This window comes from Priestia endophytica DSM 13796 (assembly GCF_900115845.1).
GTDB classification, from domain to species: Bacteria; Bacillota; Bacilli; order Bacillales; family Bacillaceae_H; genus Bacillus_I; species Bacillus_I endophytica.
The window spans coordinates 690,869-717,714 of record NZ_FOXX01000001.1 but is presented as its reverse complement, the minus strand read 5'-3'; the positions used below and the strand labels follow the sequence as shown (position 1 = coordinate 717,714).

25 protein-coding genes, 1 riboswitch and 1 other annotated feature are annotated in these 26,846 nt (G+C 38.2%); of the genes, 23 read left to right on the top strand and 2 right to left on the bottom strand.

The window, feature by feature from the left end:
• Window positions 1-46: 46 nt before the first annotated feature.
• The gene (locus tag BM012_RS03680; RefSeq protein WP_061802183.1) at window positions 47-1,132 is read left to right on the top strand and encodes a M42 family metallopeptidase; all 1,086 of its coding nucleotides are present in this window, start codon (window positions 47-49) and stop codon (window positions 1,130-1,132) included.
• Between the two features lie 32 nt (window positions 1,133-1,164).
• On the opposite strand, the gene sspI is transcribed toward BM012_RS03680, so the two are convergent.
• A complete protein-coding gene (gene sspI, locus BM012_RS03675; RefSeq protein ID WP_061802182.1) occupies window positions 1,165-1,374 on the bottom strand; it encodes a small acid-soluble spore protein SspI in 210 nt (69 codons plus the stop codon).
• A 130-nt stretch (window positions 1,375-1,504) separates the two neighbouring features.
• Between sspI and BM012_RS03670 the strand changes: the two genes are divergently transcribed.
• From BM012_RS03670 to BM012_RS03595, 16 genes are all read left to right on the top strand, one after another.
• Window positions 1,505-2,248, top strand: a complete 744-nt coding sequence (locus tag BM012_RS03670; RefSeq protein ID WP_061802181.1) for a TrmH family RNA methyltransferase — start codon at window positions 1,505-1,507, stop codon at window positions 2,246-2,248.
• A 62-nt stretch (window positions 2,249-2,310) separates the two neighbouring features.
• Window positions 2,311-2,546 (top strand) — a binding site (T-box leader).
• A gap of 68 nt (window positions 2,547-2,614) precedes the next feature.
• Window positions 2,615-3,649 (top strand): phenylalanine--tRNA ligase subunit alpha, encoded by a 1,035-nt coding sequence (pheS, locus tag BM012_RS03665; RefSeq protein ID WP_061802180.1) that lies wholly within the window; start codon window positions 2,615-2,617, stop codon window positions 3,647-3,649.
• A 14-nt stretch (window positions 3,650-3,663) separates the two neighbouring features.
• Window positions 3,664-6,078, top strand: a complete 2,415-nt coding sequence (gene pheT, locus BM012_RS03660) for a phenylalanine--tRNA ligase subunit beta (protein ID WP_061802179.1) — start codon at window positions 3,664-3,666, stop codon at window positions 6,076-6,078.
• A gap of 329 nt (window positions 6,079-6,407) precedes the next feature.
• A complete protein-coding gene (gene zapA, locus BM012_RS03655) occupies window positions 6,408-6,668 on the top strand; it encodes a cell division protein ZapA (protein ID WP_019391245.1) in 261 nt (86 codons plus the stop codon).
• Window positions 6,669-6,674: 6 nt separating this feature from the next.
• Window positions 6,675-7,214 carry a CvpA family protein gene (locus BM012_RS03650; RefSeq protein WP_061802178.1) on the top strand — a complete coding sequence of 180 codons (540 nt, stop codon included), beginning with the start codon at window positions 6,675-6,677 and terminating at the stop codon, window positions 7,212-7,214.
• 234 nt (window positions 7,215-7,448) lie between these two features.
• Complete coding sequence (gene polX, locus BM012_RS03645; RefSeq protein WP_082802465.1) at window positions 7,449-9,161, top strand: DNA polymerase/3'-5' exonuclease PolX; 1,713 nt, start codon at window positions 7,449-7,451, stop codon at window positions 9,159-9,161.
• Window positions 9,162-9,198: 37 nt separating this feature from the next.
• Complete coding sequence (locus tag BM012_RS03640) at window positions 9,199-11,562, top strand: endonuclease MutS2 (RefSeq protein ID WP_061802177.1); 2,364 nt, start codon at window positions 9,199-9,201, stop codon at window positions 11,560-11,562.
• Window positions 11,563-11,578: 16 nt separating this feature from the next.
• Complete coding sequence (locus BM012_RS03635) at window positions 11,579-11,986, top strand: DUF350 domain-containing protein (RefSeq protein ID WP_061802176.1); 408 nt, start codon at window positions 11,579-11,581, stop codon at window positions 11,984-11,986.
• A 217-nt stretch (window positions 11,987-12,203) separates the two neighbouring features.
• Complete coding sequence (locus tag BM012_RS03630; protein WP_061802175.1) at window positions 12,204-13,880, top strand: AMP-binding protein; 1,677 nt, start codon at window positions 12,204-12,206, stop codon at window positions 13,878-13,880.
• 179 nt (window positions 13,881-14,059) lie between these two features.
• Complete coding sequence (locus tag BM012_RS03625; protein WP_061802174.1) at window positions 14,060-14,641, top strand: fatty acid metabolism transcriptional regulator FadR; 582 nt, start codon at window positions 14,060-14,062, stop codon at window positions 14,639-14,641.
• A 24-nt stretch (window positions 14,642-14,665) separates the two neighbouring features.
• The gene (locus tag BM012_RS03620; protein ID WP_061802173.1) at window positions 14,666-15,439 is read left to right on the top strand and encodes an enoyl-CoA hydratase; all 774 of its coding nucleotides are present in this window, start codon (window positions 14,666-14,668) and stop codon (window positions 15,437-15,439) included.
• Window positions 15,440-15,467: 28 nt separating this feature from the next.
• A complete protein-coding gene (locus BM012_RS03615) occupies window positions 15,468-16,238 on the top strand; it encodes an electron transfer flavoprotein subunit beta/FixA family protein (RefSeq protein ID WP_061802172.1) in 771 nt (256 codons plus the stop codon).
• Window positions 16,239-16,254: 16 nt separating this feature from the next.
• Window positions 16,255-17,235, top strand: coding sequence for an electron transfer flavoprotein subunit alpha/FixB family protein (locus BM012_RS03610; protein ID WP_061802171.1), 981 nt, complete (start codon window positions 16,255-16,257; stop codon window positions 17,233-17,235).
• 181 nt (window positions 17,236-17,416) lie between these two features.
• Window positions 17,417-17,731, top strand: coding sequence for a thioredoxin (gene trxA, locus BM012_RS03605; RefSeq protein ID WP_040056898.1), 315 nt, complete (start codon window positions 17,417-17,419; stop codon window positions 17,729-17,731).
• Between the two features lie 66 nt (window positions 17,732-17,797).
• Window positions 17,798-19,588, top strand: a complete 1,791-nt coding sequence (gene uvrC, locus BM012_RS03600; RefSeq protein ID WP_061802170.1) for an excinuclease ABC subunit UvrC — start codon at window positions 17,798-17,800, stop codon at window positions 19,586-19,588.
• 68 nt (window positions 19,589-19,656) lie between these two features.
• Window positions 19,657-19,833: riboswitch (Lysine riboswitch) on the top strand.
• Between the two features lie 128 nt (window positions 19,834-19,961).
• Entirely contained in the window at window positions 19,962-21,188 is a 1,227-nt protein-coding gene (locus BM012_RS03595; RefSeq protein WP_061802169.1) for an aspartate kinase, read from the top strand.
• Between the two features lie 33 nt (window positions 21,189-21,221).
• Here the strand turns inward: BM012_RS03595 and BM012_RS03590 are convergent, their stop codons facing one another.
• Window positions 21,222-21,707: a YslB family protein gene (locus BM012_RS03590; RefSeq protein ID WP_061802168.1), complete on the bottom strand. Its 486-nt coding sequence runs from the start codon at window positions 21,705-21,707 to the stop codon at window positions 21,222-21,224.
• A 291-nt stretch (window positions 21,708-21,998) separates the two neighbouring features.
• Between BM012_RS03590 and BM012_RS03585 the strand changes: the two genes are divergently transcribed.
• The 6 genes from BM012_RS03585 (at window position 21,999) to BM012_RS03560 (ending at window position 26,593) form a co-directional block, all read left to right on the top strand.
• A complete protein-coding gene (locus BM012_RS03585) occupies window positions 21,999-22,607 on the top strand; it encodes a succinate dehydrogenase cytochrome b558 subunit (RefSeq protein ID WP_061802167.1) in 609 nt (202 codons plus the stop codon).
• Between the two features lie 30 nt (window positions 22,608-22,637).
• Window positions 22,638-24,437, top strand: coding sequence for a succinate dehydrogenase flavoprotein subunit (sdhA, locus tag BM012_RS03580; protein WP_061802166.1), 1,800 nt, complete (start codon window positions 22,638-22,640; stop codon window positions 24,435-24,437).
• Window positions 24,434-25,201 carry a succinate dehydrogenase iron-sulfur subunit gene (gene sdhB / locus BM012_RS03575; RefSeq protein WP_061802165.1) on the top strand — a complete coding sequence of 256 codons (768 nt, stop codon included), beginning with the start codon at window positions 24,434-24,436 and terminating at the stop codon, window positions 25,199-25,201. Before sdhA ends, sdhB begins: the two co-directional genes overlap by 4 nt.
• Window positions 25,202-25,254: 53 nt before the next feature.
• A complete protein-coding gene (locus tag BM012_RS03570; RefSeq protein ID WP_061802164.1) occupies window positions 25,255-25,719 on the top strand; it encodes an acyl-CoA thioesterase in 465 nt (154 codons plus the stop codon).
• Between the two features lie 119 nt (window positions 25,720-25,838).
• A complete protein-coding gene (gerE, locus tag BM012_RS03565) occupies window positions 25,839-26,063 on the top strand; it encodes a spore germination transcription factor GerE (protein ID WP_019391263.1) in 225 nt (74 codons plus the stop codon).
• Window positions 26,064-26,176: 113 nt separating this feature from the next.
• Window positions 26,177-26,593 carry a universal stress protein gene (locus tag BM012_RS03560; protein ID WP_061802163.1) on the top strand — a complete coding sequence of 139 codons (417 nt, stop codon included), beginning with the start codon at window positions 26,177-26,179 and terminating at the stop codon, window positions 26,591-26,593.
• The last annotated feature ends 253 nt before the right edge of the window (window positions 26,594-26,846 follow it).

Genomic DNA, 26,846 nt, shown 5'->3' with positions numbered 1-26,846 from the left:
TTTCGATATAATAAAGAAGAATTTACCTTTAAGGAGGCTGAATAGGGTGGCTAAACTTGATGAAACTTTAACAATGCTTAAAGACTTAACAGACGCAAAAGGAATTCCGGGAAATGAACGCGAAGTTCGAGCCGTTATGGAGAAGTACATATCATCTTACGCAGACGACGTGACAACGGATCGTTTAGGAAGCTTAATTGCAAGAAAAGTGGGAGATGAGAATGGTCCCAAAATTATGATTGCAGGTCACTTAGATGAAGTCGGCTTTATGGTAACAAATATTGATGACAAAGGATTTATTCGTTTCCAAACGGTTGGAGGCTGGTGGTCACAAGTTATGCTTGCCCAGCGTGTCACAATTGTTACTTCTAAAGGAGATGTGACAGGGATTATCGGTTCAAAACCACCGCACATTCTTCCTCCAGAAGCGCGAAAAAAACCGGTTGAAATTAAAGACATGTTCATTGACATTGGAGCAAGCAGCAAAGAGGAAGCGTCGGAGTTTGGCGTGCGTCCTGGAGACCAAGTTGTCCCATATTTTGAGTTTACTGTGCTGCAAAATGAAAAAATGATGCTAGCAAAAGCTTGGGATAATCGAATCGGGTGTGCTATTGCAATCGATGTTTTAAAAGGATTAAAAAATGAAAATCATCCGAACGTTGTCTATGGAGTTGGTACTGTTCAAGAAGAGGTTGGTTTACGAGGTGCTCGCACATCTGCAACGCAAATTGAACCTGATATTGCATTTGGTGTTGATGTTGGAGTTGCAGGAGATACGCCTGGTGTAACAGAAAAAGAAGCATTAGGTAAAATGGGGAATGGTCCTCAAATTATCCTTTATGACGCATCAATGGTTTCTCATAAAGGCCTTCGTGACCTTGTGACAGATACAGCAGATGAGTTGAATATTCCGTATCAATTTGATTCAATGGCAGGCGGTGGGACGGATTCTGGTGCTATTCACCTTACAGCAAACGGAGTTCCTGCGCTTTCTATTACAATTGCAACGCGCTATATCCACTCACATGCTGCAATGCTTCATCGGGATGATTATGAAAATACAGTGAAGTTGATTACAGAAGTTGTGAAGAGACTTGACCGTGATAAAGTAAATGAAATTACGTTTAACTAATAAAAAAGGAGCTCATATGAGCTCCTTTTTTATTAGTTACTTAATCCTTGTTCAAGGGTTGAAAGCATTTCTTCTTGATCCTCGCGATTTGAGTGTTCCCAAATAATTTCAAATAAAACACCAAGACCAGGAAGCATTTTTTCTTCCTTGCTTTCGATTGCATCTTTAATTGTTGCTTCAAGCTCTTGTTGAGAATTACCGGATACATTCGATATAATAGCATTGCGTAAGTTTAAATCCATTCTTTATCACCTCGTTACATTGTAATGAACAGTTTTATTATTTTCAGGTGAAAGGAATTATATGTATTGTTAACATACTTTTAGAAGCAGAGATTGAATCAGCAACAAATGCTGTAGAAGGAGATATATTGTGAAACGAATTGACTCAGCAAAAAATCCACGTGTAAAAGCGTGGAAAAAGTTAAAAACACGAAAAGAGCGAGAAAAAGAAGGTCTTTTTCTTGTTGAAGGCTATCATCTTGTTGAAGAAGCTTTAAAGCACGGTGTTCGTGAACTCATTATGAGTGAAGACATTGCACTTCCAAGCCATTGGGATGTGAAAGAATGTGAAGTGTATATTGTTCCTAGTTCACTTATTAAAGAAATAGGGGATACTGAAACGACGCAAGGAATCCTAGCAGTTTGTGAAATGAGAGAAGAAGATAAAGGAAACATTGCCGAAAAAGTTTTATTAATTGATGGTATTCAAGACCCTGGAAACTTAGGCACGATTATTAGAACGGCAGAAGCATCTGGCATTGAGCTTGTTGTATTAGGAAAAGGAACAGTAGACCTTTATAACGCAAAAACCATTCGTTCTACACAAGGTGCTCTATTTCATGTGCCAATTATTTCGAAAGACCTTGGTGCATTTATTTCTGAGCTTAAGGAAAGAGAAGTCCCAGTATACGGTACATCTTTGAAAAATGCTTTACCATATCGTGAAGTTGAAAAAAGCGAAAAGTTTGCTATTCTGCTTGGGAATGAGGGAAACGGTGTAAAGGAAGAATATTTAGAGATGACAACTCAAAACCTTTACATTCCGATCATCGGAAAAAGTGAGTCGTTAAACGTAGCGGTTGCAGCAGGCATTGTCCTTTATCATTTCGTTTAATCCTTTGTTGCATCCTGCATATGTTTTACCTATAATAGTTCTATAAGAAATAAAATATAGCTGTAAAAACAATGACAGAGAATAGTAGCTTATGTTTCACAATCAGGGAGAAGATGCCGTGACTGAAAGCATTTTTATGGAGAAACGAAGTGAACGTTCACCTCTCGAGTTGGCACTGGGACCATTTAATTTTAAATGTAAAAGTGTACCGGTAAAATGCCGTTATTGAAATAAAGTTGAATGATATCTTTATGATACATTAACAAGGGTGGTACCGCGATCAAACCTCGTCCCTTTCTAGGGATGAGGTTTTTTATTGTTGTTTTTTAGAATACAGCACAGAAGTTAAAAGGAGGATGTTAGTTCATGAAAGAACGTTTGCAAGAGCTGAAAGAAGAAGCGTTAGGAAAAGTGGAAAGCGCACAGAATTTAAAAGAAGTCAATGACGTTCGCGTTGCGTATTTAGGAAAAAAAGGTCCTATTACAGAAGTTCTTCGCGGCATGGGGAAGCTGTCAGCAGAGGAGCGTCCTGTTATTGGATCATTAGCAAACGAAGTACGGGAAGAAATTGCCTCTCAAATTGCGGCAAAACAAGCTCGTCTAGAAGAGGAAGAAGTAGAGCGTCAACTCGCTTCAGAAACAATTGATGTAACATTACCTGGGCGTCCTGTGAAAACAGGAAATCATCATCCGCTTACGGCTGTTATTGAAGAAATGGAAGATCTATTCCTTGGGATGGGTTACAGCATTGCAGAAGGTCCTGAAGTTGAAAAAGATTACTATAACTTTGAAGCTTTAAATTTACCAAAGGGTCATCCTGCTCGCGATATGCAAGATACGTTTTACATTACAGAGGATACGCTGCTCCGCACGCATACATCTTCTGTTCAAGCTCGTACGATGGTTGCATGTGAAGGCGAAGGTCCTGTTAAAATTATTTGCCCTGGTAAAGTGTATCGTCGTGACAATGATGATGCAACACATTCACATCAGTTTACACAAATTGAAGGGCTTGTTGTTGATAAAGACATTCGTATGAGTGATCTAAAAGGAACGCTTGAAGTATTTGCGAAAAAAATGTTTGGAGAAGAGCGTGAAATTCGTCTTCGTCCAAGTTTCTTCCCGTTTACAGAGCCATCTGTAGAAGTTGATGTTTCTTGTTTCAAATGTTCTGGTAAAGGGTGTAATGTTTGTAAGACAACAGGCTGGATTGAAATCTTAGGAGCAGGTATGGTGCATCCAAACGTACTTGAAATGGCTGGCTTTGACTCAAAAGAGTATCAAGGATTTGCATTTGGAATTGGTGCAGAGCGTATCGCCATGCTGCGCTACGGAATTGAAGATATTCGTGAATTCTATACAAACGACGTTCGATTCACAACACAATTTAAAAGAGCATAAGAGGAGGTTCTAATATGTTTGTATCTTATCGTTGGTTAGAGCAATATATTGATTTAGAAGGAATTGACCCAAACGAACTAGCAGAGAAAATTACCCGCACAGGAATTGAAGTAGAAGGCGTAGAAACGTTAAACAAAGGAATCAAAGGCGTTGTTGTTGGTCATGTTTTAGAATGTGAGCAGCATCCAAATGCTGATAAATTAAATAAATGTCTTGTTGATATCGGAGAAGGAGAACCTGTACAAATTATTTGTGGGGCTCCAAATGTTGCTAAAGGTCAAAAGGTAGCGGTAGCAAAAGTTGGCGCTGTGCTACCAGGAAATTTCAAAATTAAAAAAGCAAAGCTTCGTGGTGAAGCATCCCACGGTATGATTTGTTCTCTTCAAGAGCTTGGTATTGAAGGTAAGCTTGTCCCAAAAGAATACCAAGAAGGCATCTTTGTATTTGCAGATGATGCAGAAGTAGGGCGCGATGCACTTGAGCTTTTAAATCTTGATGACCATGTTCTTGAGCTTGGCTTAACGCCAAACCGTGCCGATTGCTTAAACATGCTTGGAGTTGCATACGAAGTTGGAGCTATCTTAGATAACGAAGTGAAATACCCAAGCATTGAGCTTCAAGAAAGCAGTGAAAAAGCAGAAGACTATATTAGAGTAAACGTTGAAGCAAAAGAAGATAATCCATTTTATATTGCACGCATTATTAAAAATGTAAAGATTGGGCCATCTCCATTATGGATGCAAACACGTCTAATGGCAGCTGGAATTCGTCCGCATAACAATGTTGTTGATATTACAAACTACGTTCTTTTAGAATATGGGCAACCACTTCATGCCTTTGACTATGATCGACTTGGTTCAAAAGAAATTCTTGTTCGTCATGCTGTAGAAGGAGAAAAAATTACAACGTTAGATGATCAAGAAAGAACGTTAAAAGGTGATCATCTTGTTATCACAAACGGAGAAACGCCAATTGCTCTTGCAGGAGTAATGGGTGGAGCCGACTCTGAAGTGAAAGATGATACAATAAATGTTTTATTAGAATCTGCTTACTTTGCTGGTTTGAGCATTCGTAAATGTTCTAAAGACCACGGTCTTAGAAGTGAAGCAAGTGCTCGTTATGAAAAAGGGATTGATCCAAATCGCGTTCGTGTGGCTTCTGAGCGTGCAGCAGCTCTTATTGCTAAGTATGCAGGTGGAGAAGTAGTAAGCGGAGTTGTTGAGGAAAATACGTTAGATGCCGAGCCGAAACAAGTAGACGTTACTCTTGCTAAAATTAATGGTGTACTTGGAACAGAGCTTACAGTTGAGGAAGTAACAAGCATCTTTAAGCGTCTTCGCTTTGAAGCTATTGCAGATGGAGAGCAAATTTCTGTAACAGTTCCAACTCGTCGTGGAGATATTACGATTAGTGAAGACTTAATTGAAGAAGTTGCTCGTTTGTATGGATATGATCATATTCCTACAACACTTCCTGTCGGGGAATCAACGCCAGGACAGTTAACCATTTATCAAGAAAAACGCCGTCGTGTACGTCGCTATCTTGAAGGAGCAGGAATGCTTCAAGCCATTACGTATGCTCTAACAAGTGAGGAAAAAGCAGAGCAGTTTGCACTTGAAGTGTCAAAACATGTCCGCCTTGCTATGCCAATGAGTGAAGAGCGTTCAACGCTGCGTTTAAGCCTTATTCCACACTTATTAGAAGTTGTGAAACACAACATTGCTCGTCAGCTTGATTCTGTTGCTCTATACGAAACAAGCTCTGTTTTCCTTTCAAAAGAAAATCAAGATTTACCAACTGAAAGAGAACATTTAGCAGGTGCTGTTTCAGGACTTTGGCACATGCATATGTGGCAAGGGGAGAAAAAGGTTGTTGATTTCTTCACTGTAAAAGGAATTTTAGAAGGGTTATTTGATGTTCTTGGACTAGCAGAACGCATCGAGTTCCAAGCAAGTAAGCATGACGGAATGCATCCAGGTCGAACAGCAGCTATTTCGTTAGATGGAAAAGAGATTGGGATTATTGGTCAAGTTCATCCTCATACCGCAAAACGCTATGATGTTCGTGAAACATATGTATTTGAACTTGATTTACAAACGCTTCTTTCAGCGGATGTTGAGGATGTTGTTTATGAAACAATTCCGCGCTTCCCGTCTATTACTCGTGATATTGCTCTTGTGGTTGATAAAGGGATTTCAGCTGGTAAGCTAGAGCAGGAAATCCGTGCTACGGGTGGAAAACTGTTGAAAGATGTAAAAGTTTTCGACCTTTATGAAGGTGAGCACGTTGAAGAAGGTAAAAAATCAATTGCTTTCTCTCTACGTTACTTAGATCCAGAGCGCACGTTAACAGATGAAGAAGTAACTTCAACACATGAAAAAGTATTAGAAGCTCTTCATACTAAATTTGATGCATCACTACGTTCTTAAGTTAGAAAAAGGGAGAAGTCTTTGACTTCTCTCTTTTTATTTCTCTGAAAATCAATTTCTTGACCTGGCAAATTTTGATCCTGTATAGTTGTTGAAAAGTTATGTCGTAAAGAATATTGAGAGTATTTACTTAAAAGTTCTACATTTTTAAAATAGAAAATACATTAAGAGTGTGGCACAATGGCAGTAAATGTTTATAATGAAGAAGTAAAAGAGTGTCATAGAATTTTTTACATAAGGAAGCTATTTTACAAGAAATGGTGTTTCCTTCTTCATATCATCCGTGTTATGATATAGAATAGGATTTTTGTGGGAACGGAGGATCTTTTGTGTCAAAACGGAGAAGAAATCGAACAACGGTCGACATATATGGGCAACAGTATAATATAATAGGTGATGAAAGTACAAGCCATGTACGCCTTGTCGCTTCGATTGTTGATGATAAGATGAGAGAAATTAACTTAAAGAACCCACAACTAGATATTAATAAACTAGCGGTCTTAACAGCTGTAAATGTTGTGAACGATTATATAAAATTAAAAGAAGAAGTTGAAAGATTAGAAGAGGAACTCATAAATAAGAAGGAATGAAGAACTATGCTCGTCGATATTATAGTGTTAATAATGTTATGCTACGGGTTTTTAATTGGCTTAAAGAGAGGATTAATTCTACAAGTAATTCGTCTTGTTAGCATTGTTCTTTCTATTTTTGTAGCTTACATGTATCATGATGCTCTTGCTGAAAAACTTCAGCTATGGATTCCGTATCCGTCTGTTGAAGGAGAAAATGCTGTATCTCTTCTCGTACAAAGTTCTTATGCAGAAGAGCTATTTTACCGTATCATCTCATTTGCCATTCTTTTCTTTTTGACAAATTTGGTGATTCATATTATTGGCTCGCTCTTTGATTTTGTAGCGCAGCTTCCGATATTGCGTCATTTTAATAAATGGGCAGGAGCCATCCTTGGATTTGTAGAGATTTATGTAATTGTTTTTATTGTGTTGTATATTATTGCACTGCTTCCTGTCGGCGGTATACAAGCACAAGTTCAAAACTCATCTCTTGCAGGGATTATTGTAAATCATACTCCATATCTCTCTGATATGATTCCAGAGCTATGGGGAAAAGATATGTAAAAAAGCTTGGCGATTTTTCGTCGAGCTTTTTTATGTTCTTTTGTAGAGAGATAAAGAAGTAAGGGTAGAGAAGGTGGTTAGCCTTTAAAATGAGCTTCTTCGCTTTCATAAGCAAAATACGATATGATAATAAAGTTAATATGCTTCTAGGCTATAAAGAGGCAGAGGTTGTACTTTTTTAAAAAAACTTTGTATCATCTTCAATAGAAGAACGTATAAGAAGTGGGTGTGAAAATGAATAAAAAAGAGATTATTAAACTTTTGGAAAAGATTGCAGTATATATGGAGTTAAAAGGAGATAATGCATTTAAAATTTCGGCCTTTAGAAAGGCGGCAGGTGCGCTTGAGAATGATGAGCGCAGCTTGAGTGAAATTGAAAGCTTCACATCTCTCGCAGGTATTGGAAAAGGAACTAGTGCTGTTATTGAAGAGTATATTCAAGATGGACAATCTACTGTGCTAGAAGAGTTAAAAAAAGAAGTTCCAGAAGGATTAATTCCTCTTCTTGATTTGCCAGGATTAGGTGGGAAAAAGATTGCAAAGCTTTATCAACAGCTGAATGTTACGGATATGGTAACATTAAAGACCGCCTGTGAAGAAGGAAAAGTACAGGAACTTAGCGGCTTCGGTAAGAAAACAGAGGAAAAAATTCTTGCCGCAATCGAGGAATATGGGACACGTCCTGAACGATTGCCGCTTGCTATTATGTTACCACTTGTGGAGAAAATCGAACAAACGCTTGCTGATATGAAAGGCATTATTCGTTTCTCACGAGCAGGCAGCGTACGTCGTATAAGAGAAACAGTGAAAGACTTAGATTTTATTATTTCTACAGAAGAGCCGTCTCTTGTTCGTGATAGCTTACTCGCAATGCCGTCTATTAAAGAAGTAATTGCAAGTGGAAATACGAAAGTATCGGTTGTACTTGAAGATGTTTATGATATATCTGTTGATTTTCGTCTTGTAGAAGACAAGGCATTTCCAACAACGCTGCACCATTTTACAGGCTCAAAAGATCATAATGTAAGAATGAGACAGCTTGCGAAAGAGCGTGGAGAGAAAATTAGTGAATATGGTGTTGAGAATATAGAAACAGGAGAAGTCCGTACGTTTTCATCTGAAGAAGAGTTTTATAACTACTTTAACTTGCCGTTTATTTTACCTGAAATGCGTGAAGATGGAACAGAAGTAGATAAGCTAACGAAAGAAGATCGCTTTATTTCTCTTCAAGACATAAAAGGAGACGTGCACATGCATTCCACATGGAGTGATGGCGCATACTCTATCGAAGAAATGGTGGAAGCATGCCGTGCAAGAGGCTATGAGTACATGGCAATTACTGACCATTCTCAATATTTAAAGGTAGCAAATGGGCTAACACCAGAACGAATTCGTAAACAGCGAGAAGAAATTAAGAAGCTAAATGAAAAATATGATGATTTCACAATCCTTTCAGGAATTGAAATGGATATTCTTCCTGATGGTACGTTAGATTATGATGATGAAATTCTACAGGAAATGGATATCGTTATTGCTTCTATCCATTCAAGCTTTTCACAGTCTCGAGAAGTTATTATGGAGCGATTAAAAACAGCTCTTAATAGTCACCATGTCGATATTATTGCACATCCAACAGGAAGACTTATTGGACGAAGAGATGGATATGACGTTGATGTGGATTTGTTAATTGAGCTTGCTCACGAAACAAATACAGCACTTGAACTCAATGCAAATCCACATCGCTTAGACCTTGCTTCTCATCATTTGAAAAAAGCACAAGAGCAAGGAGTAAAGCTTGTAATTAATACAGATGCACATAATCTGGACATGCTTGAAGATATGAAAGTTGGGGTGGCGACAGCTGTAAAAGGCTGGATTCGCAAAGAGAGCGTTATTAACACATATCCTTTAGAAGAATTGAGAGCATTTTTAAAACGCAACGATTAATACAAGGAAAGCAAAGGTTTAAAAGGAGTGAACATGTTTGCAAGCGCGCATTTTAAAAACATTAGAGTTCGATAAAATTAAAGAAGGTCTGTTGAAACATGCAGCATCTTCACTAGGACGAGAGAAAGTAGAGAGTCTTCGCCCGTCCATAAGTTTCACAGAAGTAGAAGCTTGGCAAAACGCAACTGATGAGGCAGCTCAAGTGCTTCGTGTGAAAGGAAATGTTCCACTTGGCGGTATCCATGATATAAAAGCAAGTGCTAAAAGGGCAGAGATCGGTGGAACACTTTCAGCAAGTGAACTACTTGAAATCTCAAGCACAATTTATGCAACAAGACAGCTTTCAATATTTATGGAAAGTTTAGAAGAAAATACAGACCTTTCATTACCTATTTTGAAAGGGTACATTGAAGGTTTTATTATCTTAACAGATCTTGAGCGAACAATTGAGAACAGCATTGATGATAATGGGACAGTGCTAGACGGAGCGAGTGAAAAACTGCGAGGATTACGCCAAAAATTACGCTCTACAGAAGCACGCGTCCGTCAAAAGCTAGAACAAATGACGCGTTCCTCTTCTGCGACAAAAATGCTTTCAGACGCCATTATAACGATTCGTAATGATCGCTATGTGCTTCCGGTTAAACAAGAATACCGAGGAGCATATGGAGGAATTATTCATGATCAATCTTCCTCAGGAGCCACGTTATTTATTGAGCCACAAGCAATTGTAAACCTAAACAACGAGCTTCAAGCGGCCCGAGTAGAAGAAAAGCGTGAGATTGAGCGTATTCTTGCACAAATTACGGCAGAAGTAGCAGAAGTTGCTCGCGAGCTTTCTGTTAACGTTGATATACTAGCAGAAATTGATTTTATGTTTACAAAAGGGCAGTACAGTCATAAATTAAAAGGTTCAAAACCAAAGCTTAATGAAGAAGGATATATTAATCTGAAAAAAGCACGTCATCCATTAATTGCTGCAGAAGATGTTGTAGCAAACGATATTGAGCTTGGAGGAGAGTACCCGAGCATCGTTATTACAGGTCCAAATACAGGAGGGAAAACGGTAACGTTAAAAACAGTTGGTTTGTTTACACTCATGGCACAAGCAGGCCTTCAAATCCCGGCTTTGGACGGTTCTGAAGTAGCAGTATTCGAGCATGTATTTGCTGACATTGGAGACGAACAGTCTATTGAGCAAAGCTTGAGTACGTTTTCTTCTCATATGGTAAATATCGTTAACATTTTAAAAGGTGTTGATAATAAGAGCCTTGTACTATTTGATGAGCTTGGTGCTGGAACAGATCCTCAGGAAGGAGCAGCACTTGCTATCTCTATCCTAGATGAAGTATACAATCGAGGAGCACGTGTTATAGCGACAACTCATTATCCTGAACTGAAGGCGTATGGATATAATCGAAAAGGAGTAATGAATGCAAGTGTTGAGTTCGATGTGGAAACCCTTCGCCCGACATATAAACTACTTTTAGGGGTTCCAGGACGAAGCAATGCATTTGAGATTTCACGCCGATTAGGTCTTTCAGAAGAAGTTATTAACGAAGCAAAGGGATATATTGGAGCAGAGACAAATAAGGTAGAAAATATGATTGCTTCACTTGAGGACAGCCGCAAAAAAGCTGAAAGTGAAAAGGAAGAAGCTGCTTTATTTAGGAAAGAGGCAGAACAGCTTCATCGTGAACTGCAGGATCAGATTATAGAATTTAACAATGAAAGAGATAAACTGCTTGAGCAAGCTGAACAAAAAGCAGCAAAAGCAGTGGAGGAAGCGCGGACAGAAGCGGAGAATATTATTAAAGACCTGCGCAATATGCGTCTTAATCAACAAAGTGGTATAAAAGAACATGAGCTAATTCAAGCGAGAAAAGATCTTGAAGAAGCAGTTCCAACATTAAGAAAAGGCACAAAAGCGGCACCGAAACCGAAAAAGGTAGAAAGAAAGCTTTCTCCAGGGGATGAAGTGAAAGTATCAACATTCGGTCAAAAAGGAACGCTATTAGACAAAGTATCGGATACAGAGTGGGAAGTACAGCTTGGTATTATGAAAATGAAAGTAAAAGAGTCAAACTTAGAGTTTATTAGTTCTCCAAAAGCTGTAGAAACAAGACCACTTGCAACAGTGAAAGGCAAAGATTATCATGTTAAGCTTGAGCTTGACCTCCGCGGAGAACGGTTTGAAAATGCTATTCAGCGCGTTGAGAAGTATATTGATGATGCACTTCTTGCTGGGTACCCACGTGTTTCTATTATTCATGGAAAAGGAACAGGGGCTTTAAGAACAGGTGTGCAAGACTACTTGAAAAATCATCGTTTCGTCAAAAGCATTCGTTTTGGGGAAGCATCAGAAGGCGGCTCTGGAGTGACCGTTGCTGAACTAAAATAAGGGAGTGAGAGCCGCTGTGAAGGAATTTTGGGAGAATCCTTATGTATTAACAGCAGCGAACTATAGCGTTGTTATTTTATGCATTGTTCTAGCTCTTGTCATCTTTGAGCTTGTGACAAGTTATAAAAACTGGGAGGAAATTCAGCGTGGAAATCTAGCCGTTGCTATGGCTACAGGTGGAAAAATCTTTGGCGTAGCAAATGTTTTTCAAGGCTCAATTAGCCAACACAATACGTTGTTTGTAATGGTTGGCTGGGGAGTTTTTGGCTTTATTCTTCTGTTAGTTAGCTATTTTATTTTTGAATTTCTTACACCAAAATTCAAGATTGATCATGAAATTGCGCAAGACAACAGAGCCGTTGGGTTTATATCAATGGTCATTTCAATTGGAATGTCGTTTGTTATTTCAGCCGGAATAGGGTGATAAACAATGGAGAAGTTAGCCAAACTTTTGCTTATTCTTTGCGGTTTATTTATGACAATTGGGATTATTTATATAGTGTTTATTGCATAAAACAAGAGAAGAAACATTTTGATGTTTCTTCTCTTGTTTTTCTTTGAAATCCTTTTCTTTTCAGGGCGCTCCATTGTATAATGAACATAGTGTGCGTAATAAATGCGAAACTGAGGAGGTATTTTTTGTGCTTCAAGCATCCGAAAAACCGTGGTTGATTCACTATCCGCCTGAAATACCGGCAGAAATCACTCTTGGTGAAGCGACGCTCGTATCGCTATTTCAAAAAGCAGCAAAAGAATTTCAAGGAAATCCTGCTATTCACTTTCTAGGAAAAACCCTTTCGTTTACAGAGCTAGCTGCCCAAACTGATCAACTTTCTTGCTATTTTTATGAGATAGGAGTTCGTAAAGGTGATCGAGTGGCTATTATGCTACCAAACTGTCCTCAAACTGTAATCGCCTTTAATGCCGTATTACAATTAGGAGCAGTTGTTGTACTTATTAACCCGCTTTATACAGAAAGAGAACTCTCCTATCAACTCCAAGATTCAGGCGCAAGGTTCCTTATTACTCTAGATTTGTTATATTCAAAAGGATTTAGGATGAAAGCGCTAACAAAAGTGGAGCATCTTATTGTAACATCCATCAAAGATTACTTGCCTTTTCCAAAAAATCTTCTTTATCCATATCTCCAAAAAAAGACTCAAAAAACCGTCCAACACATAAAAGAAGACAGCAATACGCATAAATGGTCCACCATTTTAAAAACAAAAATAGCAAATTTGGTAAAAGAAGAAGTGTATAGCGATGATTTAGCTCTCTTACAATATACAGGAGGAACAACGGGTTTTCCGAAAGGAGTAATGCTGACACATCAAAACTTAGTCGCTAATACGAAGATGTGTACAACATGGCTTTACAAATGTGAAAGAGGAAATGAAAGAATTTTAGGTGTTTTGCCCCTTTTTCACGTGTATGGATTAACAACAGTGCTTGTTTTATCTCTTCTAGAAGGATATGAAATGGTTCTTTTACCGAAATTTGAAATAAAAGAGGTGTTAAAAACAATTGACAAGAGAAAGCCAACGCTATTTCCTGGAGCTCCCACAATTTATGTTGGACTGCTTAATGATGCTAGTTTACCAGAATACGACCTTTCCTCGATTAAAGCTTGTATAAGTGGTTCTTCACCGCTTCCTGCTTATGTTCAGGAAAAGTTTGAAGATCTTACAGGAGGGAAGCTTGTAGAAGGTTATGGGCTAACAGAAAGTTCCCCTGTGACACATGCTAATTTTCTCTGGGGAAAAAGAAAACAAGGAAGTGTTGGTGTACCTTGGCCAAATACGGATGCTAAAATCGTTTCTCTTGAAACAGGGGAATCTTTACCATGTGGTGAAATAGGAGAGATTGCTGTAAAAGGGCCTCAAGTGATGAAAGGATACTGGCACCAAGAAGAAGAAACAAAACAAGTGTTGAAAGATGGGTGGCTTTTTACAGGAGACTTAGGCTATTTTGATGAAGATGGCTATTTCTACATTGTTGATCGAAAAAAAGATATGATTATTGCGAGTGGATATAATATTTACCCTCGTGAAGTAGAAGAAGTGCTATACGGGTATTCAAAAGTAAAAGAAGCCGTTGTTATTGGTATTCCTGACTTATACAGAGGGGAAACGGTCAAAGCTTTTGTTGTATTAAAAGATGGTGTATCATGTTCAGAAGATGAACTTGATGAGTATGTACGCTTGTCTCTTGCTTCCTATAAAGTTCCAAAAGTCTATGAGTTCAGAAAAGACTTACCTAAAACAGCCGTTGGGAAAATCTTAAGGCGTGTTTTAATAGAAGAAGAAAGACAAGAATAGATCGTGTTTTCCCTTCAAACCAAATTTCACTATAATTCTGTTGACAGGTTTGTCGGGATATTTTAAGATGATATTATGAATGAATAACCATTCATTTCATTCGGTAGAACAAAATGATAATCAATGTACGGAATATGGTATACTCTGTTGGTAATTAATGAAGCAAGGGAGCAAACAATATGAATCGAAATAGACCAAAATTCAAACAAATTTTAGATGCAGCAGTTGTCGTCATTGCCGAACATGGCTATCATAGCTCTCAAGTATCTAAGATTGCTAAACAAGCAGGGGTAGCAGACGGAACCATTTATCTCTATTTTAAAAATAAGGAAGATATCCTCATATCCCTTTTTCAAGAGAAAATGGGGCAATTTATTGAAAGAATTCAAGAAGATATTCAAAAAGAAGAAACAGCTTCTGAAAAGCTTTTCTTTCTAATTCAGCGTCACATTACGTTTCTTTCAGAAGATCAACACTTAGCAGCTGTAACTCAGCTTGAACTTCGCCAAACAAACCGCGATATAAGAAACCAAATTAACGAAGTTCTAAAAGGCTACCTCGAAATCATTGATGAAATTTTAGAAAGTGGCATTGAGAGCGGTGAGTTCCAAGAAGAACTAGATGCTCGTCTTGCACGTCAAATGATTTTTGGAACAATTGATGAAGTTGTGACAACATGGGTGATGAATGAGTATAAGTATGACATTACAAAACTTATTCCAAAAGTCCATAAGCTTCTACTTCAAGGGTGTAAAAGATAAAGATTGCGCTATAGGAGGGATATGATGGCTTACGTTCAAATGAACAAAAATCAGCACGTCACAACTCTTACGCTAAATAAACCAAAAGCAAATGCTTTGTCAACAGCTCTTTTAAAAGAGCTTTGGAATACTTTTTCGTTACTTGAAACAGATGATGAAACCCGCGTTATTGTGCTTCGAGGAGAAGGAAAGTTTTTTTGTGCAGGAGCCGATATTAAAGAATTCACAGCACTGCAAAAAAGTGAAGATTATGAGTCGCTTGCTCGTTTTGGGCAGAAGCTTATGAACAAGATTGAAACATACCCAAAGCCAGTTATTGCTGCTATTCATGGAGCAGCCTTAGGAGGAGGGCTTGAACTGGCAATGGGGTGTCATATGAGGTTTGTTGCAGCAGAAGCCCGCTTAGGACTCCCAGAGCTTACACTTGGGATTATTCCCGGCTTTGCAGGAACGCAGCGACTACCAAGGCTTGTCGGGATAGGAAAAGCATGTGAAATGATGCTAACAGGTCAATCGATTTCTGGAAGTGAAGCTGTTCGCATAGGTCTAGCAAACGAGGCGTTTGAAGAGAATGAGCTTTTTCAGAAAGTAGCAGAGCTTGCTGGGCAAATGGCAAGAAAAAGTCCTATGACCATTAAAGCAGTTTTGCATCTTTTACAATATGCCAAAGAAGCCCGCTATGAAGAAGGAATAGAAGAAGAAGCAAGGAAATTTAAAGAAGTATTCGGTTCAGAGGACGCTTCAGAAGGGATTGCTGCTTTTTTAGAAAAAAGAAAGCCATTCTTCCAAGGTAAATAATCTTAATATTCAGTAAAGGAGTGGAGTTATGAATATTATTGTGTTAATGAAGCGTACGTTTGATACAGAAGAAAAAATTTCGCTTGATGGAGGAGAGATTATTGAGGATGGAGCAGAGTTCATTATTAATCCTTATGATGAATATGCAATAGAAGAAGCAATCTCTTTAAAAGAAAAGCATGGAGGAGAAGTGACGGTTGTAACACTGGGGAACGAAGATTCTCAAAAAGAACTGCGAACGGCGCTTGCAATGGGTTGTGATAAAGCAGTGCTCATTAATACAGAAGATGAAATGGAAAGCGAAGATGAATATACCACATCCATTATTTTAGCCTCTTATTTAAAAGAACAGCAATGTGATTTGATTATTGGTGGAAATGTTGCTATTGACGGAGGAAGTGGACAGGTTTGTCCACGAGTCGCAGAGCTTTTAAATATTGCTTGTGTTACAACTATCACAAGTATTGAAATTCATGGGAATGATGTGGAACTAATAAGGGACGTAGAAGGAGATGAAGAAAAAATTCAAGCAGCTCTCCCGCTTGTTGTAACAGCTCAACAAGGGCTAAATGAACCGCGCTATCCGTCTTTACCCGGTATTATGAAGGCTAAAAAGAAGCCGCTTGAAGAAATTGAATTAGATGATCTAGAAATAGAGGAAGAAATAGAAGCCAAAACAAAGGTTGTTGAACGGTTTTTACCACCTGAAAAAGAAGGAGGCAAAATACTTCAAGGTGAATCACACGATCAGGTGAAAGAGCTTGTTCACCTATTATACTCAGAAGCAAAAGTGCTTTAAAAAAGGAGGAATAAATATGGCTCGCAAAGTATTGGCATTGGCGGAATTTAAAGGCGGAGAAGTCCGAAGTGTATCGTACGAAGCGATTGCAGCAGCACGCATGATTGCGGATGGCGGAGAAGTTGTAGTGGGAGTAGTTGGAGAAGACATTGCTCGCCATACGTCTTCATTTTTTCACTATGGTGGAGATCGTGTAGTCTTTATTGAAAGCGCTACCTTAAAAACATATACGCTTGATGGTTTCTCCCAATGTTTTCAGGCCCTCTTAGAGGAGGAAGAACCAGGAGCAATTATTATAGGTCATACTTCCCAAGGAAAAGAGATTGCTCCAAAGCTTGCAGCAAAGCTTGAGAGTGGTTTAATTTCTGATGTAACAGATATTGAAGTTGTGGGTGAAAACGTTATTCTAACGCGTCCTATCTACTCAGGAAAAGCTTTTGAGAAACGCATCCTTACTGACACACCTTTATTTTTTACAATTCGACCAAATAATATCGAAAAGCTTGCAGCAGATCCGGGAAGAGATGGAGAAACAAAAGAAGTTGCACAACCATCTCTAGATTTGCGTACAGTTGTAAAAGAAGTTATGCAAAAAGCGACGAGTGGAGTAGATCTTTCAGAAGCAAAAGTGATTGTAGCGGGAGGGCGAGGTGTAAAAAGCGAAGAAGGGTTTAAGCCATTACAAGAACTTGCTGATGTGCTAGGTGGAGCAGTTGGAGCTTCAAGAGGAGCATGTGATGCAGAGTATTGTGATTACTCGCTTCAAATTGGACAGACGGGAAAAGTTGTTACACCTGATTTATATATTGCATGTGGTTTATCTGGTGCTATTCAACACTTAGCAGGTATGTCTAATTCAAAAGTGATTGTAGCTATTAATAAAGACCCTGAAGCAAATATTTTTAATGTAGCAGACTATGGGATTGTCGGAGACTTGTTTGAAATCATCCCGCTTTTAATAGAGGAGTGTAAAAAATTAAAAGTAGAAAAGAGCTAAAGGCGACACTCTGTCGCCTTTTCCTTGTTTTTTATGAAAAATGCTGTTTTTAAATGCTTCCTTAGGGTATAACTATGTAATAGGAAAGACATGACGAAACAAATAAATGGCACTCCCATTTTAATGATGTTATACTGTGAATATCTTAAAAGAAGTTACTTAGGTATAGGAGGAATTTTTAATGGCAATTACACATGCAACAGATCAAAACTTTACTGCTGAAACAAATGAAGGGGTAGTACTTGTTGACTTTTGGGCACCATGGTGCGGACCTTGTAAAATGATTGCTCCAGTTCTTGAAGAACTTGATTCAGATATGGGCGACAAAGTAAAAATTGTAAAGCTTGATGTAGATGAAAACCAAGAAACAGCAGGAAAATTTGGTGTAATGAGTATCCCAACTTTACTTGTTATGAAAGACGGAGAACAAGTTGACAAAATCGTTGGTTTCCAACCAAAAGAAGCACTTGCTGAAGCATTAAACAAACATCTATAAGCTTTAAAAAGGGCGCCTGCTTCTGCAGGTGCTTTTCTTATGACAAAAATGAAAAGGGGGGACGTTATGAACGCAATCATAAAAGAAAAGCTAGCGATTCTTCCAGATCAGCCTGGCTGTTACTTGATGAAAGATAAGGACGGTACTGTTATTTATGTCGGAAAAGCAAAAGTATTAAAAAATAGAGTACGCTCATACTTTACCGGAAGTCATGATGGAAAAACGCTTCGTCTTGTGAACGCTATTGTTGATTTTGAATATATCGTCACGTCTTCCAACATTGAAGCGCTTATTTTAGAAATGAATTTAATTAAGAAGTACGATCCAAAATATAATGTCATGCTAAAAGATGATAAAGGCTATCCATTTATTAAAATTAGCAATGAGCGCCATCCACGTTTATTTATCACAAGAAAAGTAAAAAAAGATGGAGGCAAATATTTTGGACCTTATCCAAACGTTCAAGCAGCAAATGAGACAAAGAGGCTGTTAGATCGCTTATATCCACTCCGAAAATGTTCTACTATTCCAGACCGAGTTTGTCTTTATCATCATATTGGCCAATGTTTGGCTCCGTGTGTTTATGAAGTGGCACAGGAGCAAAATAAGGAGCTTGTAGACGAGATTGCAAAGTTTTTGAACGGCGGATTCAAGCATGTTAAAGAAGAACTTACTGAAAAGATGATGAACGCATCAGAAAATCTAGAGTTTGAGCGTGCACAGGAATATCGAGATCAAATTTCCCATATTGAAGCGACAATGGAAAAGCAAAAAATGATGTTTAACGACTTCGTCAATCGCGATGTTTTCGGCTATTCCTATGATAAAGGATGGATGTGTGTCCAAGTTTTCTTTATTCGCCAAGGAAAACTAATTGAACGTGATGTTTCCATGTTTCCTTTTTACGGTGAACCTGAAGAAGATTTTCTCACTTTTTTAGGGCAGTTTTATCAGCAGTCTAACCATGTAAAACCAAAGGAAGTGCTGCTTCCTGAGCATATTGATGGTGAAATAGTGGAGCGTCTTTTAGAAATCAAAGCACACTGTCCTCAAAAAGGAAAAAAGAAAGATTTGCTGAACCTAGCAAATAAGAACGCTAAGATTGCTTTAAAAGAAAAATTTTGGCTTATTGAACGTGATGAAGAACGGACAATTAAAGCAATTGAAAATCTTGGTGAGAGACTAAATATTGCTACGCCAAATAGAATCGAAGCATTTGATAACTCAAACATTCAAGGAACAGATCCTGTATCAGCAATGGTCGTATTTGTTGATGGAAAACCATATAAAAAAGAATATCGAAAATATAAAATTCGAACTGTTGAAGGTCCAAATGACTATGATTCGATGCGTGAAGTTGTGCGACGAAGATATAGTCGTGTATTAAAAGAAAATCTTCCGCTTCCAGATTTAATTGTGATTGATGGAGGGAAAGGTCAAATTGCAGCTGCAGAGGATGTACTTGAAAATGAACTTGGATTGTTTGTTCCTGTTGCAGGTCTTGTAAAAGATAATAAGCACCGAACATCAAACATTATGATAGGAAATCCTTTAGAAGTAGTGCCTCTTGAAAGGAACAGCCAAGAGTTTTACTTACTGCAGCGCATTCAAGATGAAGTGCACCGCTTTGCGATTACTTTTCATCGACAAGTTCGCTCAAAATCTTCTTTTCAATCTGTTCTTGACGATATTAAAGGGGTTGGCGCAAAGCGAAAGAAAACGCTGCTTACACACTTTGGCTCTTTAAAGAAATTAAAAGAAGCAAGCATAGAAGAAATCCAAGGAGCAGGGATACCAAAAGATACAGCAACTGCAATTTATAGCGCTCTTCGCGAAGAAAACGAAAAAAGTGATTGAAAACTTTTTAAATATTTGATAAGATAAAAAAGATTTTAAAAACTGTATAATCACTTCAATATTACTGAGGTGAAGATAGAGGTGCGGATTTTAAGAGTATATAGCAGGAGGGAAATGAGTTCCGTTGATTGTTATAGAAAGGAAAATCTGCCGAAGTGGAAGCTAGCTCATCCTAGCTTTTGCTGGTTTTGCATTGAATAAATGTAAGACTGTCAAGATCACAATCTTGGAGGGCTATCTCACACATTGCGCAAATATAGATATTTTAAAAAAGCAATGAGAGATTCTCTCATTGCTTTTTTTTATTGCGTTCGCCCTACTTACGAGTAAACCATTTGTGTGAAAAAACGAACTGAGGAGAGGTTTTAGAAAAATGGGCTTAGTTGTTCAAAAATTTGGAGGAACTTCCGTAGGATCTAGCGAGAGAATTCAAAATGTAGCAAATCGAGTTATTGAGGAGAAAGCAGCAGGTAATGACGTTGTTGTTGTTGTATCTGCAATGGGAAAAACAACGGATGAGCTTGTTTCATTATCGAAAGAGCTCAATGAAAACCCAAGTAAGCGGGAAATGGATATGCTTTTAACAACAGGAGAGCAGATTACCATTTCACTTCTTTCTCTGGCTCTTCAAGCGAAAGGTCATGATGCTGTTTCTTTAACAGGTTGGCAAGCTGGAATGAAGACAGAAGAAGTACATGGAAATGCTCGAATTACCAATATTGAAACAGTTCGAATCAAACAATATCTCAAAGAAAATAAAATTGTCGTTGTCGCGGGATTCCAAGGGATTACAGAGAACAATGAGATTACAACATTAGGTAGAGGTGGCTCTGATACAACTGCTGTGGCACTTGCTGCAGCTCTTGAAGCAGAAAAATGTGATATTTACACAGATGTAACAGGTGTCTATACGACAGATCCTCGTTATGTTAAAGGTGCGAGAAAACTTAACTCTATTTCTTATGATGAGATGTTAGAGCTTGCCAATCTAGGAGCAGGGGTTCTTCATCCAAGAGCTGTTGAGTTTGCTAAAAATTATGAAGTAAAGCTTGAAGTTCGGTCAAGTTTAGAAAAAGAACGTGGAACAATTATTAAGGAGGAAGCAGAAATGGAAGATAATTTATTAGTAAGAGGAATTGCATTTGAGGACAATATTTCCCGAGTTACGGTTATTGGCATGGAGGACGACATTTATACCCTTCCTTCTATCTTCTCACTCCTTGCTAAACATCATATTAATGTAGACATTATTGTTCAAAGCGTTACGTCTGCTAAGTCAGCAGTATCGTTTTCTGTAAAAACAGAGGAACTTCAACGTACATTAAGTGTTTTAGAAGCTCAAAAAAGAAATCTGCAATATGAAGAAGTTGAGCATGAAAATGGACTTTCAAAAGTCTCTATTGTTGGTTCTGGAATGGTTTCAAATCCTGGAGTTGCTGCGAAAATGTTTGAGGTGCTTCAAGATAGTAAAGTCCAGGTGAAAATGGTCAGCACGTCTGAGATTAAAGTTTCAACAGTTGTTGTTCAAAAAGATATGGTAAAAGCTGTCGAAGCTCTTCATGAAACATTTGAGTTAACAAATGAACGTGTAGGTAAATAAAAAAGGAGGACTCGTTTAGCGAGTTCTCCTTTTCTATACTAGAATATCTCTTCTGTCATAAACGATGGAAAGGACGACCTTGTTACGATGTTTTTTCCATTGCTCAGCTTCTGCTGTATATCCTTTTTGAGCTTGAATTTGTTCAGCTAGAAATCCAGCCTCAAGTTGGAAAGAGCATGTTTCTTTATTATGTAAACGGCGTTCAACGCTAGGTCCGCTAAGTTCAAATTCGAGTGAGCTTCTTTGTTCTTTTTTTAGAGTAAGAGTGCCCCATCCTGCACGGATAAAAAAAGTTTGAAGATCTGCTAGGGACGGCTGTGGATAAACGCGTGCAATATTCTTACCAGCCCAATAGGAAATGTTGTCTGTTTCCTTTCCTAAAATATCTGGCAAAACAATATCTCGTAGCAGTTCATAACCAAATAAAGGAATGGTTTCTTCTCGTGTAACAGATGGCCTTTCCTCTTCTTTTTCCACTTCTTCTAAACTATCTAACTCTTGTTTTTCTCGTTGCTCCATACCGATACCTCACTTTCTTTTCCATTATAAATGATTTTTTACGATTTATATAGTTTGTGTAAGAAAAAAGTAGCTTTTCCCGGTTTTAGAAGTAAAAATCACCTACAACAATTCTTGACGCTTACATTACGGGGGAGTACAATTAATTTGTCACATTTGTTTCACAATTTATAATTTGTTGAAAAATGCAAGGGGTTTCATTTTTCAACAAATTAGACTACAACAAAAGGATGGGGAGCTCGGGTCTATTGGACTACACATGTTTTCTATTTCACAAGGGGGGTTTAGATATTGGAAGCAACAAAAGAATTTTATTATCGTAGGTTACATTCATTACTGGGTGTAATACCGATCGGGATTTTCCTTATCCAGCATCTTGTTGTTAACCACTTTGCAACAAGAAGCCCAGAGGCATTTAACACTGCCGCACACTTCATGGAAAAACTACCGTTTCGCTATTTATTGGAGATCTTTGTGATTTTCTTACCAATTATCTTTCATGCTGTTTATGGGTTATACATTGCCTTTACAGCCAAGAACAATGCGAACAGATATGGATTCTTTAGAAACTGGATGTTTGTTCTTCAACGTGTAACAGGTGTTATTACACTTATTTTTATTACATGGCACGTATGGGAAACGCGCATTCAAGCTATGAGAGGTGCCGAAGTTAACTATGATATGATGGCAAACATCTTATCAAGCCCAGTTTCACTTGCTTTTTATCTTATTGGTGTTATTTCTACTATTTTTCATTTCGCTAACGGCTTATGGTCATTTAGCGTTAGCTGGGGTTTAACAGTAACTCCTCGTTCTCAAAGAATTGCAACATATGTGACGATTGGCGTATTTTTCGCTCTTACAATTGTAGGTGTCCGCGCCATCCTAGCGTTCACTTAATTTATTCATATCTCAAAGGAGTGAGTTACGATGAGTAACGGAAAAATTATTGTTGTCGGCGGTGGACTTGCTGGTTTAATGGCAACAATTAAAATTGCGGAATCTGGTAAGAAAGTAGACTTGTTTTCTATTGTTCCAGTGAAGCGTTCTCATTCAGTCTGTGCGCAAGGTGGAATAAACGGAGCCGTAAATACAAAAGGTGAGGGAGATTCGCCATGGGAGCACTTTGACGATACAGTTTATGGTGGAGACTTTTTAGCAAATCAACCTCCTGTTAAAGCAATGTGTGAAGCAGCACCTGGAATCATTCATTTATTAGACCGTATGGGAGTTATGTTTAACCGTACGCCAGAAGGATTGCTTGATTTCCGCCGCTTTGGAGGTACACAGCATCATAGAACAGCTTTTGCTGGAGCAACAACAGGACAGCAACTTTTATATGCACTTGATGAGCAAGTTCGTCGTTATGAAGTAGCAGGTCTTGTAACTAAATATGAAGGATTTGAATTCCTAGGGGCCGTTATTGATGAGGAAGGAACCTGTAGAGGGATTACCGCTCAGAACTTGCAATCAATGGAGATTGATTCATACAAAGCAGATGCGGTAATTATGGCAACAGGTGGACCTGGAATAGTATTTGGTAAATCAACAAACTCCATGATCAACACAGGATCAGCAGCTTCAATTGTTTATCAACAAGGAGTACATTATGCAAACGGGGAGTTTATTCAAATTCATCCAACCGCAATTCCAGGAGATGATAAACTTCGTCTTATGAGCGAATCAGCGCGTGGTGAAGGTGGCCGTGTTTGGACATATAAAGACGGAAAGCCTTGGTACTTCCTTGAGGAAAAATATCCGGCATATGGAAACTTAGTGCCGCGTGATATCGCAACTCGTGAGATTTTTGATGTTTGTGTTAATCAAAAACTAGGTATTAACGGAGAAAACATGGTATATCTTGATCTTTCTCATAAAGATGCGAAAGAACTAGATATTAAGCTTGGTGGAATTATTGAGATTTATGAAAAATTCATGGGTGATGATCCACGTAAAGTACCAATGAAGATTTTCCCTGCCGTTCACTACTCAATGGGTGGCCTTTGGGTTGATTATGATCAAATGACAAATATTCCTGGTCTTTTCGCAGCTGGTGAATGTGATTATTCTCAGCACGGTGGAAACCGCTTAGGTGCAAACTCTCTACTTTCAGCTATTTACGGTGGTATGGTTGCAGGACCAAACGCAGTAAAATACATTGAAGGTCTTAACAAATGGACAGATTCTATAGAGTCTTCACTTTATGATAGACATGTAAAAGAGCAAGAACAAAAATGGCAAAACATTCTTTCTCTAGATGGAAAAGAAAACGCTTATGTTCTTCATAGAGAGCTTGGAGAATGGATGACCGATAACGTAACAGTTGTACGTTATAACGATAAATTGTTGAAAACAGATGATAAAATTCAGGAGCTTCTTGAACGCTATCAAAATATTAATATTAATGATACAGCAAAATGGAGTAACCAAGGAGCAGCATTTACGCGTCAACTAGCAAATATGCTTCAACTTGCTCGTGTTATCACACTTGGTGCTTATAACCGTAATGAAAGTCGTGGAGCTCATTACAAACCAGATTTCCCTGAACGTAACGATGAAGAATTCTTAAAAACAACGATGGCAACTTTTGTGAATCATGAATCAGCACCTAACTTTTCTTATGAAGATGTAGATGTTTCGTTAATCAAGCCGCGTAAACGGGATTACTCACAAAAGAAAGCAAGTGAGTCATCATCCTCTAAAAAGCAAGAGGGGGTTAGTGGAAAATGACGGAAACAAAAACAAAAACCATTAAGTTGATTATTACACGCCAAGATTCACCGGAAACAGCTCCATATGATGAGGAATTTGAGATTGAATATCGTCCAAACATGAACGTTATTTCGGCTCTAATGGAAATTCGTCGAAATCCAGTAAATTCAAAAGGTGAGCATACAACACCAATTAACTGGGATATGAACTGTTTAGAAGAAGTTTGTGGAGCATGCTCAATGGTTATTAACGGACGCCCTCGTCAATCTTGTACAGCGTTAGTTGATAAGCTTGAACAACCGATTCGACTCAAGCCAATGAAAACTTTCCCTGTTGTGCGGGATCTACAAGTCGACCGTAGTCGCATGTTTGACTCATTGAAAAAGGTAAAAGCATGGGTACCGATTGATGGAACTTATGATTTAGGTCCGGGACCACGTATGCCAGAGAAGAAACGACAATGGGCATACGAACTCTCAAAATGTATGACTTGTGGAGTATGCTTAGAAGCTTGTCCCAACGTAAACAGTAAATCAAATTTCATTGGACCTGCTCCATTATCACAAGTTCGCTTATTCAATGCACATCCAACTGGAGCAATGAATAAACATGAACGACTTGATGCTTTAATGGAAGATGGAGGACTTTCAAATTGCGGTAACTCACAAAACTGCGTCAAATCTTGTCCAAAAGGTATTCCGTTAACAACATCAATTGCTGCTTTAAACAGAGACACTACTCTTCGCTCTTTCCGAAAGTTTTTTGGAAGCGATGCAGAATAAAAAGAAACCTCTCCAATATGGAGAGGTTTCTTTTCATCAAAGGAGGAAGACGAATGAAGAAGCCGAGTTATATTAACAATATAGAGATTTGGAAGCACGATTTTACCTTTAATAGAGAGATTCGAGTTCGCTTTTGTGAGACAGATATGTTCGGTCATATGAATAATACCGTTCCTTTCCTTTATTTTGAAGAAGCCCGAACAGCCTTTTTTCAGCATATTGGCTTCATGGAAATATGGAAGAAGCCTGATAGTGAAACAATGCCTGTTGTTGCTGATTTACAGTGTGATTTTGTTCAGCAAGTCTTCTTTGGAGAAGTGCTTAGCGTAAAAATGAAAATCGAGCATACTGGACGTTCATCTGTTGATTTACATTATGTTGGGATGAATGAAAAAGAGGAAATTTGTTTCACAGGACGAGGTGCTCTTGTACAGGTCTCCAAAAGCACGGGTAAATCTGTTCCATGGACAGAGGAGCAACTTGAGAAATTAAAACCTTATCAATCGAAAAAAAAGTGAATAAAATATAGCATAACTTGCGAATTCTAGGAACCGCTTTATCCTTTTTTACATAGTATATCGTGACTAACTTACACCCATCCGATAGTTCGACTCTGGATCAGGCAAGGAGGGTTACATTGAAGGATAAAGAATTTCCACCTAAACCGTTACTTACAAAGAGAGAACGAGAGGTTTTTGAACTTCTAGTACAGGACAAAACAACGAAAGAGATCGCAAGTGAGCTGTTTATTAGTGAAAAGACAGTTCGCAATCATATTTCTAACGCAATGCAAAAGCTTGGCGTTAAAGGGCGTTCTCAAGCTGTCGTTGAACTTCTTCGCATGGGAGAACTCGAGTTATAACATGTGGCCGACTATCAGTAAAAGATAGTCGGTTTTGTTTTCTAGCAAAATGAAAGATTATCACAGTCAAAAAAGGGAATTAGAAAAATAAAGAAATATAGGGGGAGAAAGAAATGTACAATAAAATTCTTGCGGCCGTAGATGGCTCAAAACAGGCCAAAGAAGCTCTTCGGAAAGCGTTTTCTATTGCTTCTTGTTATCGTATACCACTGCAAATTCTCCATGTGAAAGAAGGAGATGATAAAACTAAAACATCTTGGCATAAACGTTCTAATTTAAACAAGCTAGAAGACAGGCAAGAATTTCTTCGTGAAATTGACACTATGGCCGCAAAGTATAACATTACTCATAAGGTTCATTTTAGAGTTGGAAATCCTGCTGAAGAAATTATTCGTCATGCAAATGAGAATGATATTAAACTTATTGTGGTAGGAAGTAGAGGATTTAATAGATTTCAAAAAGTAGTGCTTGGTAGCGTTAGTTCTAAAATAATAGAAAAAGCCTCCTGTTCCGTTCTTGTTGTGAAATAAGAGAAGGAATGAGGCTTCTCCTATTTCAACTTCTTCCATATAATAAGCTTTCTCCTTTTCTTCAATTGAATTCTTTATTGAAAAATGAGTCAACTTCCTCTATCATTGTAGTTAATTAGAAAACTCATATAAGAAAAAATTTTTACATAAATCAAAAAAGTAGCAGATAGAGAACTATCCTAGCATACGGCACATAAGGGAAGTCATCATCACAGCTAAGTTTGTTTGGGGTGAGATAGTGATTCCACTATGT